The 11,766-nt window shown below is 72.2% G+C and carries 11 protein-coding genes; 3 read left to right on the top strand and 8 right to left on the bottom strand.

Going from position 1 to position 11,766, the window contains the following annotated elements; all coding sequences use genetic code 11:
- Together ACIO9J_RS30430 and ACIO9J_RS30435 are read right to left on the bottom strand one after the other, a co-directional pair.
- Entirely contained in the window at positions 1-648 is a 648-nt protein-coding gene (locus ACIO9J_RS30430; protein ID WP_402006572.1) for an ABC transporter permease, read from the bottom strand.
- The gene (locus ACIO9J_RS30435; RefSeq protein WP_402006575.1) at positions 645-1,913 is read right to left on the bottom strand and encodes an ABC transporter ATP-binding protein; all 1,269 of its coding nucleotides are present in this window, start codon (positions 1,911-1,913) and stop codon (positions 645-647) included. Before ACIO9J_RS30435 ends, ACIO9J_RS30430 begins: the two co-directional genes overlap by 4 nt.
- Before the next feature lie 141 nt (positions 1,914-2,054).
- On the opposite strand from ACIO9J_RS30435, the gene ACIO9J_RS30440 reads away from it, so the two are divergent.
- Together ACIO9J_RS30440 and ACIO9J_RS30445 are read left to right on the top strand one after the other, a co-directional pair.
- On the top strand, positions 2,055-3,623 hold the full coding sequence (locus ACIO9J_RS30440) for an aromatic amino acid ammonia-lyase (RefSeq protein ID WP_402006578.1): 1,569 nt from the start codon (positions 2,055-2,057) through the stop codon (positions 3,621-3,623).
- Positions 3,620-4,453, top strand: coding sequence for a MurR/RpiR family transcriptional regulator (locus ACIO9J_RS30445; protein WP_402006581.1), 834 nt, complete (start codon positions 3,620-3,622; stop codon positions 4,451-4,453). The genes ACIO9J_RS30440 and ACIO9J_RS30445 overlap by 4 nt, the downstream gene beginning before the upstream one ends.
- Before the next feature lie 27 nt (positions 4,454-4,480).
- On the opposite strand, the gene ACIO9J_RS30450 is transcribed toward ACIO9J_RS30445, so the two are convergent.
- From ACIO9J_RS30450 to ACIO9J_RS30475, 6 genes are all read right to left on the bottom strand, one after another.
- Positions 4,481-5,911: an APC family permease gene (locus ACIO9J_RS30450; RefSeq protein WP_402006584.1), complete on the bottom strand. Its 1,431-nt coding sequence runs from the start codon at positions 5,909-5,911 to the stop codon at positions 4,481-4,483.
- A 68-nt stretch (positions 5,912-5,979) separates the two neighbouring features.
- Positions 5,980-6,354, bottom strand: coding sequence for a hypothetical protein (locus tag ACIO9J_RS30455; protein ID WP_402006587.1), 375 nt, complete (start codon positions 6,352-6,354; stop codon positions 5,980-5,982).
- Between the two features lie 84 nt (positions 6,355-6,438).
- On the bottom strand, positions 6,439-6,831 hold the full coding sequence (locus ACIO9J_RS30460; protein WP_402006590.1) for a roadblock/LC7 domain-containing protein: 393 nt from the start codon (positions 6,829-6,831) through the stop codon (positions 6,439-6,441).
- Between the two features lie 82 nt (positions 6,832-6,913).
- Entirely contained in the window at positions 6,914-7,726 is an 813-nt protein-coding gene (locus ACIO9J_RS30465; protein WP_402006593.1) for a transcriptional regulator, read from the bottom strand.
- Positions 7,723-8,130 carry a hypothetical protein gene (locus tag ACIO9J_RS30470; protein WP_402006596.1) on the bottom strand — a complete coding sequence of 136 codons (408 nt, stop codon included), beginning with the start codon at positions 8,128-8,130 and terminating at the stop codon, positions 7,723-7,725. The genes ACIO9J_RS30465 and ACIO9J_RS30470 overlap by 4 nt, the downstream gene beginning before the upstream one ends.
- A 318-nt stretch (positions 8,131-8,448) precedes the next feature.
- Positions 8,449-9,873, bottom strand: a complete 1,425-nt coding sequence (locus tag ACIO9J_RS30475) for a diaminopimelate decarboxylase (RefSeq protein WP_402006599.1) — start codon at positions 9,871-9,873, stop codon at positions 8,449-8,451.
- 130 nt (positions 9,874-10,003) lie between these two features.
- On the opposite strand from ACIO9J_RS30475, the gene hutU reads away from it, so the two are divergent.
- Positions 10,004-11,668, top strand: coding sequence for a urocanate hydratase (gene hutU, locus ACIO9J_RS30480; RefSeq protein ID WP_402006602.1), 1,665 nt, complete (start codon positions 10,004-10,006; stop codon positions 11,666-11,668).
- Positions 11,669-11,766: the final 98 nt, after the last annotated feature.

The following is an 11,766-nucleotide window of genomic DNA, read 5'->3' on the forward strand; positions in this document are numbered from 1 at the left end:
TCACGCGCCCTTCCGGCGACGGTTCCAGGGCGTCAGGACGTACTGGAGGGCGACGAGCAGCGCGTCCGCGACGAGCGCGAGCAGCAGGGTGAGGACGACGCCGACGATCACGGGGGTGGGGAAGTTGCGCTGGAAGCCGTCCGTGAAGAGCTGCCCGAGCCCGCCGTCGCCGATGTAGGTCGCGACGGAGACCAGCGAGATCGACATGACCGTCGCGATGCGTACGCCCGCCATGATCACCGGCAGCGCGAGGGGCAGTTCGACGGTGAGCAGCGTCCGCAGCGGCCGCGTGCCCATGGCCTTCGCGGCCTCCTTAGTCCGTACGGGGACGGAGTCCAGGCCCTCGACGGTGTTCCTGAGCAGCACGACGAGGGTGTAGATCGTCAGGCCGGTCACGGTGGTGGTGCGGGTGAGGCCGCTGACCGGGAGCAGCAGCACGAAGACCGCGATGGACGGGATGGTGAACAGGACGTTCGACAGCCCGAGCAGCAGCCCGCGCAGCCGGCGCACGCGGTGCGCGACGACGGCGAGCGGCAGGGATATCAGGAGGCCGAAGAAGACGGCGGAGAGGGCGGCCTGGAGGTGGGAGAGGGTGAGGGTGGTGAGGTCGTCGGTGTGGTCGCCGATCCACGACCAGTCGACGGTCACGGGGTTTCCTCGGCGTCCGTGTGGCTCGTGCCGTCCGTGTTGCTCGCGCCGTCCGTGTCGCTCGTGTCGTCCGTGGGGCGCGGGTTCGTCTGCCCTCCGCGGTTGCCTGGCGGCTGCGGGTCGGTTGTGGTTGCTCGCGCAGTTCCCCGCGCCCCTTCCAGGGGCCCCTCGGCGCGGGGCGAGGTGGACGACTCAGGGGCGCGGGGAACTGCGCGGCCGGCCCCCGCCGGGCCGCGGCTTCTCTCGTGCGCCGCGCCGGCGCTCTCGTGGATCTCCTCCCGGGACGAGACCCCCGTCAGGCGTCCCTCCGCGTCGACGCGGGCCACCAGGCCCGTCGGGGCGGATATGGACTCGTCGAGGGCGGCGAGCAGCGAGTCCGTGTCCCGAAGGGCCCGTACGGGAACGTCCGCCGCGTCCCCGTCCTTGTGCCGCCAGGCGAGCGGCGCTCCGGCAGCGTCCAGGCGGAGCGTCCATGCGCCGCCCTGCGGGGCCGGGCCCTGGGGGACGTCGGCCAGGGTGACCAGGGACAGCAGCTTCAGACCGCGCTCCGCCCCGAGGAAGTCCGCGACGAAGTCGTCCGCCGGGCGGGCGAGCAGTTCGCCGGGCTCGGCGCACTGCACGAGGTGGCCGCCGGTGCGGAAGACGGCGATGCGGTCGCCGAGCCGCACGGCCTCGTCGATGTCGTGCGTGACGAAGACGATGGTCTTGTTCAACTCCCGCTGGAGGCGGAGGAGTTCGTCCTGGAGCTGGGTGCGGACCACGGGGTCCACCGCGCCGAACGGCTCGTCCATGAGGAGCACCGGCGGGTCCGCGGCGAGCGCGCGGGCCACGCCGACGCGCTGCTGCTGGCCGCCGGAGAGCTGGTGCGGGTAGCGCTTGCCCGCGTCGGTGGCGAGGCCGACCGTCTCCAGGAGCTCGGCCGCCCTGGCCCGCGCCTTCCTGCGGCCCCAGCCGAGCAGCAGCGGCACCGTGGCGATGTTGTCGAGGACCGTGCGGTGCGGGAAGAGCCCGGACTGCTGGATGACGTAGCCGATGGAGCGGCGCAGTTCGGCCGCGTCCTGTTCGAGGACGTCACGGCCGCCGACGCGGATGGTCCCCGAGGTCGGGTCGACCATTCGGTTGATCATGCGGAGGGTCGTCGTCTTGCCGCAACCGGAGGATCCGACGAGTACGGTCACGCCGCCTTCCGGCATGTCGAGGTTCAGGTCGTGGACCGCGGTGGTGCCGTTCGGGAAGCGCTTGTGGACCGTATCGAATTGGATCATGTGGAGTCCCTTGCCCGGCTGTATATCGTCATGCAGAGTTCTTGCTGGCTGAATAGGTTGTCAATACTTTTGGCCGCGTCGGCGTAAATCACTGGTAACAAGTGGCCGATGGGCAAGACAGGGCGTCCGATTGAGGAGGGAATGCGAGTGAAGTCGTCTCGTATCGCGGACATGGCGACCGGCGACAGGGAAAAGGTCGTCGTCCTCGACGGCCGGGGACTGATGGTCGCAGATGTCGTACGTCTGGCCGAATCGGATGCATTGCCCGTCCCCGCGACCGACGGGATGAAACGCGCGGAGAACTCCTGGAACGCCGCCCGAGAGATCGCCGCCTGGGGCCGCGTCTACGGCCATTCCACCGGAGTGGGCGCCAACCGGAACGAGGACGTGCCGACCGAGGCGGCCGCCGACCACGGCCTGCGGCTGCTGCGCTCGCACGCCGGTGCCATCGGCGACGAGCTGCCCGCCCGGCAGGTCCGCGCCATGCTCGCGGTCCGCGCCAACCAGCTCCTCGCGGGCGGCGCCGGCCTGCGCCCCAGCGTGGTCACCGCCCTCTGCGAGGCCCTGGAGGCCGGCGCCTACCCCACGGTCAACGAGTTCGGCTCGGTCGGCACCGGCGACATCGCGGCCCTCGCCCAGATGGGCCTCGCGCTCGCGGGCGAGCACCCCTGGCGGGGCCCCGGCGCCGCCCCCGCGCCCCAGCCCCTCGACAACAACGACGCCCTCGCCCTGATCAGCAGCAACGCCCTCACCCTCGGCCAGTCCGCGCTCGCCCTGCACGAGCTGCGCGGCCTGATCGCCGCCACCCAGGTGGTCGCCGCGCTCTCCCTGATGGCGGTCGACGGTTCGTACGAGGCGTACGCGCTGCCCGTCCACGAGGCGCGGCGCCACCCCGGCTCGTACGCGGTCGCCGAACGCATGCGGCAGCTGCTCGGCGCCCCCGACCGGCCCACGCCGCCGCTCGGCCGCATCCAGGACCCCTACGGCTTCCGCTGCGTGCCGCAGATCCACGGCCCCGCGCACGACGCGGCCGACGCGCTCGAAGACGTCCTCACCGTCGAGATCAACGCGGCCGCCGAGAACCCGCTGATCTCGCCCGACGACCTGGCCGCCTACCACCACGGCGGCTTCTACCTCGCCCAACTCGCGCTGTCCCTGGACCACTTCAGGCTCGCCACCACGCAGGCCGCGCGGCTTTCCACCTCGCGCCTGTCCACCCTGAACGAACCGGGCTTCACACGTCTGCGGCCCTTCCTCGCCGACGGCGAACCGGCCTCGTCGGGCGTGATGATCCTCGAATACGCGGCCGGGGCGGCCCTCGGCGACCTGCGGGCCTTCTCCGCGCCCGCCTCGCTCGGCCACGCGGTGCTCTCCCGCGGCGTCGAGGAGCAGGCCAGCTTCGCTTCCCTCGCCGCCCGTCAGACGTTGCGCGCCTGCGCGGCGTACCGGCTGGTGGTGGGGTGTGAACTGGTCGCCTCCGTCAGGGCGTTGAGGCAGCGCGACATGCGGCTCGACCCGGCGCTCCCGGTCGGCCGCGCCTTCGCGCTCGCCGACGAGGTGCTCGACGCGGAACTCGCCGACCGGCCGCTGACGGATGATGTGACGGCGGCCGCCGGGCTGCTCGACCGGTTCACCGAGCTGTGGACGGAACTGGGCGGCGGGCAGGGAACGGCCGCCGAGGGATCGGGTGTGGTGAGGGGAACGGTATGAGTGACAGTCCCGCGGCGCGGTTGCAGGTGCTCTTCGAAGGGCACCGGCTCACGCCCACGCAGCGCCGCATCGCGCACTGCATGGTGCGCCGGGCCGCCGACGTCCCCTTCCTCTCCAGCGTCGAACTGGCCGAACTCGCCGGGGTCAGCCAGCCGTCGGTGACCCGCTTCGCCGTCGCGCTCGGCTTCGACGGCTACCCGGCGCTGCGCAGGCACCTGCGGGACGTGGCGCCCCCGGAGACGGCGGCGGGCGACTCCCTCAACGAGTACCAGCAGGCCGTCGAGGCGGAGATCGAGAACCTGCGCCACCTCGCCGAACTCCTCGCCGACCCCGAGCCGGTGGAGCGCGCGGGGCGGCTCCTCGCCGCCTCGCGCCCGCTGCCCGTCCTCGGCCTGCGGGCCGCCGCGTCCCAGGCGTACGGCTTCTCGTACTTCGCCGCCAAGGTCCACCCCGACGTACGCCTCCTGCACGAGGGCGGCACGATGCTCGCCGACCGCGTCGACGCGGCGGTCAGGGCCGGGGCCACCGCGCTGCTCTGCTTCGCGCTGCCCCGCCACCCCCGCGAGGTCGTCGACGCGCTCGCCTACGCGCGCTCGGCGGGCCTGACCGTGGTGACCGTCGCCGACTCCGCGTTCGCGCCGGTCGCCGCCCACAGCGACCTGCTGCTGCCCGCCGCGGTCGGCACGGGCCTCGCCTTCGACACGGCCTGCGCCCCGATGCTGCTCGGCCGGGTCCTCCTGGAGGCCATGTGCGACGGGCTGCCGGACGCGCAGGCGCGCCTGGAGGAGTTCGACGTACGGGCGGCGGCGCGGGGCCTGTTCGTGGAGTGACCCGGGCCGCCGCCCGCGGGGCGCCGCTCAGTCCTCGCCCCGCGCCCTCAGGACCAGCTTGTTCACCACCCACAGGCCCACCCCGACGGCCATCAGGACGCCCGCCCGGATGTAGACCTCGGCGGGGCGGTCGGCCAGCGGGCTCGCCAGGATCAGCGCGGTGACCGCGCCGAGCACCGGAAGCGCCGTCGGCGTACGGAAGTGCTGGTGGTCGACCGGGTCGCGGCGCAGCACCAGGACGGCGATGTTGACCACCGCGAACACGCAGAGCAGCAGGAACGCCGTGGTGTCGCCGAGGCCCTCGATCTCGCCCGTGGAGACCAGGCCGATCGCCAGCAGCGAGACGAAGACGATGCCGACGACCGGCGTGCGGCGCCGGGACAGGACGCGGCCCATGGCGCGCGGCAGGATGCGTTCGTTGGCCATGCCGTAGCAGAGCCGCGAGGCCATCATGATGTTGATCAGCGCCGAGTTGGTGACCGCGAACAGGGCGATCAGGGCGAAGAGTTTGTGCGGGAAGTCCACGCCGCCCGCCTTCACCACTTCGAGCAGCGGGCCGCTCGATCCCTCCAGCGTCTTGTGGTCGACAAGGAGGGAGGAGACCAGCGCGACCAGGACGTAGATCGTGCCGGTCACCGCGACGCCGATGAAGATCGCGCGGGGGAAGGTGCGCACCGGATCCTTGGTCTCCTCGGCCATGTTGACCGAGTCCTCGAAGCCGACGAAGGCGAAGAAGCCGAGCGCGGTGGCCCCCAACACCCCGGTCATCAGGGCGTATCCGCTGCCGTCCGTCTGGAACTCGGTGAGCCGCGAGGGCTCGCCGTCCCCGGTCAGCACGGCGTACGCGCCGATCCCGAGGATGATCATGAGGCCGGTCAGTTCGACGAGCGTGAGCACCACGTTGGTCTTCACCGACTCCGAGACGCCGCGCATGTTCAGGGCGGCGAGCAGCACGATGAAGACGATGGCGATCAGGGTCGGCGGCAGCGCGTCGTTCGTGAGCTCGCCGAGGTAGTCGCCGCTGAACGCGCGGGCCGCCGCGCTCGCCGACGAGAGCCCCGAGCACATCACCATGAAGGCGATGATGAACGTGAGGAACGGCGTCTTGAACGCCTTCTGCGTGTAGAGCGCGGCGCCCGCCGCCTTCGGGTACTTGCCGACCAGTTCGACGTACGAGGCGGCCGTCAGGATCGCCACGACGAAGCCGATCGCGAACGGCACCCAGAGCGCGCCGCCGACCTTGCCCGCCACCTTGCCGGTGGTGGCGTAGATGCCGGTGCCGAGGATGTCGCCGATCACGAAGAGGATCAGCAGCTTGGGGCCGATGGCGCGGTGCAGACCGCCTTCTTCGGCGGGCGGTGGAGCGGTGGTGGATGTGCCGGACGTCGTCACAGGTGCCTCCCCCGAGACCGGGTACGGGTCTGAAGAAGGGGGTCTGCCCGTGATCCACGTCACCATGCGCGAGTTGAGGAACCTCAGAGCCTGGGCACGGGGCGGCCCGCGGGGGGTGCCCCGTGCCCGCGTCCTCAGACGTCCAGCTCGGCCTCGATGCGCTTGAGCTGGTGGCGCGCCATGGCCAGGTTGGCCCGGTTCTTGTCGAGGGCCACGTAGAGGAACAGACCGTTGTTGTTGCGGCCCTTGATGAGCCGGATCAGGTGGTACTGCGAGCCGAGCGAGATCAGGATGTCCTCGATCTCGTCCTTGAGGCCCAGCATCTCCATGGTGCGCAGCTTCGCGCGCACCACGTCGGTGTTGCCCGCCGCGGCGACGGACAGGTCCAGTTCCTTGCCGCCGCCGAGCGTGCCGAGCGCCATGCCGCTGGTGTAGTCGACCAGGGCGGTGCCGATGACGCCTTCGATCGCTGTGGCCGTCTCTTTGAGTGCGGCCTCCGTGTTGGCCATGAGCTTCGCACTTCCTTTCCTTCGGCTGGATGTCCGTGGTGGACCGGACGATGAGGGTGATGCGGGTGAGGTCGGGGGCATGGGTCAGGCTTCCTCCGCTCGTTGGACGGCGGCGTCGACCAGTTCTCCGATGAGGGCGCTGGACCTGCGGGCCTCCAGATGCAGTCGGCCGACGTTGATGCGGGGCTCGGCGAGCAGGGTCAGGACCGCGCAGGACCCGGCCGCGTACGTGGCGACGTAGCCCTTCTCACCGCGGACGATCAGCTCCTTGAAGTCGCCCTGGTGCGTCTCCTCGGCGAGCCGCAGGGCCACGCCGAGGGCCGCGGCGGTGAGCGCGCAGACGCCCTCCACCTCCACGTCCGTGGCGTCCTGGGCGAGCACCAGTCCGTCGACACTGGCCGCGAGGGCCCCTGTGAGCTGGGGTATCCGTGACCGCAGCCGTCTCAGTTCGCCGAGTACCTCGGCTTCGGCAGGCATCTGCTGCCTCCTCCCGGAGCGCCGCCAGAGCGCGGAGAGCTTCATATGGGCAGGTGCGCGGTCCGGGGCGCGGTGCGGGGCTTCACAGGCTTGCCTCCAGTGCGTCACGGAGCCGGCGGAGCAGGTCGATGTCCGGGTCGGCGGAGACCCCGACGGCCGCGTGGATCTCCTCGGCCCAGGCGGGGTCGGCCCGCGGCTCCGGCGAGGCCCGTGCCCGGGGTGTGCTCACGAGCCCCGCGGCGGCAAGGCGCCGGACCTCGACCAGGGTGTGGAAGGCGGGCCTGCCGAGGGCCCAGGCGATCGCGGTGGGGGTGCGGACCCCGTCGGCGAGCCGCAGCACGGCCCGCTGCCGCGCGGTCACCGACTGGCCGGGCGCGGGCGGCCTGGGCACCACGGGCGCTTCGTCGATCGCCGCGTCGGGCCATATCCCGTCGAGCAGCGCCCGGCGCCGCCGCGACTCCCGGTCCACCGCGGCGACCGGCACCGGGCGCACCCGGCCGAGCCAGTGCGCGACGCCGTAGCGGAACCGGGTGGGGCCGCCGGCCGGGCCGAGCACGAAGTACGCGGCGTCGAAGAGCGCGCCGAGGTGGCACAGCTCCAGTTCGCCGGCCGCCACCCGCCCGCTGTCGACCAGATGGCGCCCCACCTCGTTGCGGGTGCCCGCCTCGGTGAGCGCCTCCTCCCAGCCCTGCCTGGGCAGCACGCCCCCGGCGGTGAGCAGCACGTCGAGGCCGGGCGCCGCGGGGCTCTCGGCGTGCACGATGCTGCCGTCCGCGAGGTAGAGGGTGCCCTGGCCGCGCAGCAGCACCCCGGTGGCGTGCTCGGCGGCGAGGCGCAGCAGCATCGGCGACGTGGCGGTCGCCGGGGCCTGGGCCTGGGCCTGGGCGGTGGTCATGCCAGGACCAGCCGCTCGGCGAGGTCGCGCAGCCGGATGCGGGCGAGCGCGAGGTTGCCGTTGTCCCGGTCGAGCCAGAGGTGCAGGAAGACGCTGCTGTCGAAGGTCGTCGCCACGAAGCGGATCAGGTGGAAGCCCGTCCTGGTGGTGAGCATGAGGTCCTCGACGGGCAGGCCCCCGTCGTCGGCGGGCTCGTCGAGCGGCCCTTCGGCGGGGGCGAAGGCGCGGTACTCGACGGCGGCCCGCGCCACCTCGGCGGCCTCGGCCGCGGTCGCCTCGTGGTCTCCGTTGGGCGAATCGCCGACCGCCCCGAGGGAGAGCCCACTGGTCCAGTCGACGATCGCGGCCCCGCGCGCCCCGGGCAGTGTCATCGCTTCGAGCAGACACTCGTCGATTCCGGGCACGCGCGGACCTCTTCCCCATCCCCATGGTGCGCCGGGCGATCCCCATCACCCGGTGACGAGGAAGGTACGCACTGGCGTGAGGATTCCGGGGGGTTCCGGCACTTTCCCGGTGAACATGCCCTGGACCGACAGGATCGGTGCGCAGAGCGACGCGACGTGGTCCGTGCGGGACCGGATTCTTCGGTCAACTGACCGCGTTGCGCCGCGAGTTCGGGAGCGGGGGAGCGTTCGGCCGGACGCCGGGGGAAGGGGGCGCGTTCAGGGGTGGCGCGTTCAGGGGTGGTGCGTTCAGGGGTGGTGCGTTCAGGGGTGGCGAGTTCAGAGGTGGCGCAGCGCGTCCCGCTCCGCGCCGCCGCCCGCCTCCGCCACGATCTCGTCGAGCGTCTGCGGCTCGCGCACCGCGGCGAAGCGCACCTCGTCCGCGTACGGCGAGAAGCCGTAGATGCCGGGCCTGGCCAGGCTGTTGTACGAGTAGTGGTGCGCGAAGTAGTAGGCGCCGGTGTCCAGCGCCGCCACGTAGTCGCCCTGTTCGAGCAGCGGCAGCGGGCGGTTCTCGGCGAGCAGGTCGCCCGCGAAGCAGGCCGGGCCCGCCACGTCCTGGCCGACGGCGGGGCCGCTCCTCGGACGGCCCTTCGCGTCGTACGCGGCGATCCGCAGCGGCCACGACGCGGGCGCGTACACGGTCCGCGTCGCCACCTGCACGCCCGCGTGGGTCAGCGCGATCGGGCGGCCGCCGGACTTCTTCACGTACTCGACGCGGGCGAGGATCGTGCCGTGCTTGGCGAGCAGCGAGCGGCCGAACTCGGTGACCAGGCCGTAGCGCCCGTCGAGCAGTCCCGGCACGCGGGCCTTGAGGCGGCGGGCGTACTGCGCGTGGGTCGGACTGACCTCGTCCGAGGAGAAGTTGACGGGGAGCCCGCCGCCGATGTCGATCGTGTCGATCTGTCGCCGGCCCGCGCGTTCGTTGACCTCCTCGGCCAGTTCGTACGCCGCCGTGACGCCCCGCACCATCATTTCGAGCGTCATGCCCTGCGACCCGGAGTGGGCGTGCAGGCGGGTCAGCCACGGCCGGTCGAGGTAGGCCTGGAGGAGCCAGTCGCGGGCGCCGGGGTCGCGCAGCGGCACCCCGAACTTGGCGGTGGCCGTCGCCGTCGACACGGCGCCGATCGAGCCGCCGCCGATCTGCGGGTTCACGCGCAGGCCGATCGGGGAGCCGGTCGGCGCCGACTGGACGAGCGTGTCGATGCGGGCCAGCTCCTGCGGGTTGTCCGCGTTCACGGCGATGCCGAGCGCCAGGGCCTGGCGCAGTTCGGCGGGGGTCTTGGCGGGGGAGTCGAGGACGGTGTCCGCGGGCGCGACGCCCGCGGCCTTGGCGATGGCGAGCTCGCCGGGGCTCGCCACCTCGGCGCCGATGCCCGCCGAGCGCAGCAGCCTGAGGACCGGGACCAGCGGGGCGGCCTTGACCGCGAAGGCGTGCAGCACGGGGGTGCCGGGCTCGACGACGGCGTCGAAGGCGGCGCGCAGCTCGGCGGCGGCCGCGCGGATGCCGGTGACGTCGAGCAGGCCGACGACGGGGGCGGCGGGTCCGACGACACCCTGTTCGACGGCGGCGCGGACGGCCTGGTCGCGGCGGGCCGCGCTGTCGGTACTCGCGCGCAGGTCCTGCGTCTTCTCCTCGTCCGGGGCGGTCTCCCGGCCCGGCTCGCCGTGGGGGTGCTGTGCGCGTTCCTCGTCGTGGCCCATGTGATCCAGCCAATCATCCGGGGCGTGACACCGCTGGCGTACTCGTGCATTCGTTCGCTATTGACTAGGGCTATTCAGGCCATCAGGATGTGAATAACAAGGTCACAGTCGCATGCTTGGAGGCACCGCCATGTCAGGACCCCGCCCCGTTCGGGCACCTCGCGGCACTGAACTGAGCGCCCTGGGATGGCAGCAGGAAGCCGCCCTCCGCATGCTCCAGAACAACCTCGACCCCGAGGTCGCCGAGCACCCCGACAAGCTCGTCGTCTACGGCGGCACCGGCAAGGCGGCCCGCGACTGGCGCTCCTTCGACGCCATGGTGCGCACCCTGAAGACCCTCAAGCAGGACGAGACGATGCTCGTCCAGTCCGGCCGCCCCGTCGGCGTGATGCAGACCCACGAGTGGGCGCCGCGCGTCCTGATCGCCAACTCCAACCTGGTCGGCGACTGGGCGAACTGGGAGGAGTTCCGCCGCCTGGAGGCCCTCGGCCTCACCATGTACGGCCAGATGACCGCGGGGTCGTGGATCTACATCGGCACCCAGGGCATCCTCCAGGGCACGTACGAGACGTTCGCCGCCGTCGCCGCCAAGAAGTTCAACGGCACGCTCGCCGGGACCATCACCCTCACCGCCGGTCTCGGCGGCATGGGCGGCGCCCAGCCCCTCGCGGTCACGATGAACGACGGCGTCGCGATCTGTATCGACGTCGACCCGCGCGCCATCGAGCGCCGCATCGAGCACAAGTACCTGGACGTGAAGGCCGACTCGCTGGAGCACGCGCTGCAGCTCGCCGTCGAGGCGCGCGACGCGCGCCGTCCGCTCTCCATCGGCCTGCTCGGCAACGCGGCCGACCTGTTGCCCCGCATGCTCGCCGAGTCCGCCCCCATCGACATCGTGACGGACCAGACCTCCGCCCACGACCCGCTCGCTTACCTCCCCTCCGGCGTCGACTTCGACGACATGGCGACGGCGGCCGAGAAGGACCCGGCGGGCTTCACACAGCGCGCCCGCGAGTCCATGGCCCGGCACGTCGAGGCCATGGTCGGCTTCATGGACGCGGGCGCCGAGGTCTTCGACTACGGCAACTCGATCCGCGGCGAGGCCCAACTCGCGGGCTACGAGCGGGCGTTCGCGTTCCCCGGCTTCGTCCCCGCCTACATCCGCCCGCTCTTCTGCGAGGGCAAGGGCCCGTTCCGCTGGGCGGCGCTGTCCGGCGAGGCGTCCGACATCCACAAGACGGACAAGGCGCTCCTCGACCTCTTCCCGGAGAACGAGTCGCTGCACCGCTGGATCAGGATGGCCGGCGAGCGCGTCCACTTCCAGGGCCTGCCCGCCCGCATCTGCTGGCTCGGCCAGGGCGAGCGCGACAAGGCGGGCGACATGTTCAACGACATGGTCGCCGACGGCACCCTCGCCGCCCCGCTCGCGATCGGCCGCGACCACCTCGACACCGGCTCCGTCGCCTCCCCGTACCGCGAGACCGAGGGCATGCTCGACGGCTCCGACGCGATCGCCGACTGGCCGCTCCTGAACGCCATGGTGAACGTCGCGTCCGGCGCCTCCTGGGTCTCCATCCACCACGGCGGCGGCGTCGGCATGGGCCGCTCCCTGCACGCGGGCCAGGTCTCGGTCGCCGACGGCACGAAGCTCGCGGGCGAGAAGATCCGCCGGGTGCTCACCAACGACCCCGGTATGGGTGTCATCCGGCACGTGGACGCGGGGTACGACATCGCGGAGTCGGTGGCGGCGGAGAAGGGCGTACGCGTGCCGATGCGCGAGGGTGAGGACGCGTGACGGAATCAGCCTCTCCGGCTACGGAATCAGCCCCTCCGGCGTTTGAGGAGCGGGGTTCGGGGCGGAGCCCCGCGGCATCGCCCCCGTCGTTCCAGGAG

The sequence above is a fragment of the Streptomyces sp. NPDC087300 genome, assembly GCF_044744425.1.
Taxonomy (GTDB): Bacteria; Actinomycetota; Actinomycetes; order Streptomycetales; family Streptomycetaceae; genus Streptomyces.

Excerpts from the sequence above, each read along its gene's own strand:
- ACIO9J_RS30460 (WP_402006590.1), bottom strand. The coding sequence starts at position 6,831 with ATGCCTGCCGAAGCCGAGGTACTCGGCGAACTGAGACGGCTGCGGTCA.
- ACIO9J_RS30450 (WP_402006584.1), bottom strand. The coding sequence starts at position 5,911 with ATGGTGACGTGGATCACGGGCAGACCCCCTTCTTCAGACCCGTACCCG.
- ACIO9J_RS30445 (WP_402006581.1), top strand. The coding sequence starts at position 3,620 with ATGAGTGACAGTCCCGCGGCGCGGTTGCAGGTGCTCTTCGAAGGGCAC.
- ACIO9J_RS30455 (WP_402006587.1), bottom strand. The coding sequence starts at position 6,354 with ATGGCCAACACGGAGGCCGCACTCAAAGAGACGGCCACAGCGATCGAA.
- hutU (WP_402006602.1), top strand. The coding sequence starts at position 10,004 with ATGTCAGGACCCCGCCCCGTTCGGGCACCTCGCGGCACTGAACTGAGC.
- ACIO9J_RS30475 (WP_402006599.1), bottom strand. The coding sequence starts at position 9,873 with ATGGGCCACGACGAGGAACGCGCACAGCACCCCCACGGCGAGCCGGGC.
- ACIO9J_RS30440 (WP_402006578.1), top strand. The coding sequence starts at position 2,055 with ATGCGAGTGAAGTCGTCTCGTATCGCGGACATGGCGACCGGCGACAGG.
- ACIO9J_RS30435 (WP_402006575.1), bottom strand. The coding sequence starts at position 1,913 with ATGATCCAATTCGATACGGTCCACAAGCGCTTCCCGAACGGCACCACC.
- ACIO9J_RS30465 (WP_402006593.1), bottom strand. The coding sequence starts at position 7,726 with ATGACCACCGCCCAGGCCCAGGCCCAGGCCCCGGCGACCGCCACGTCG.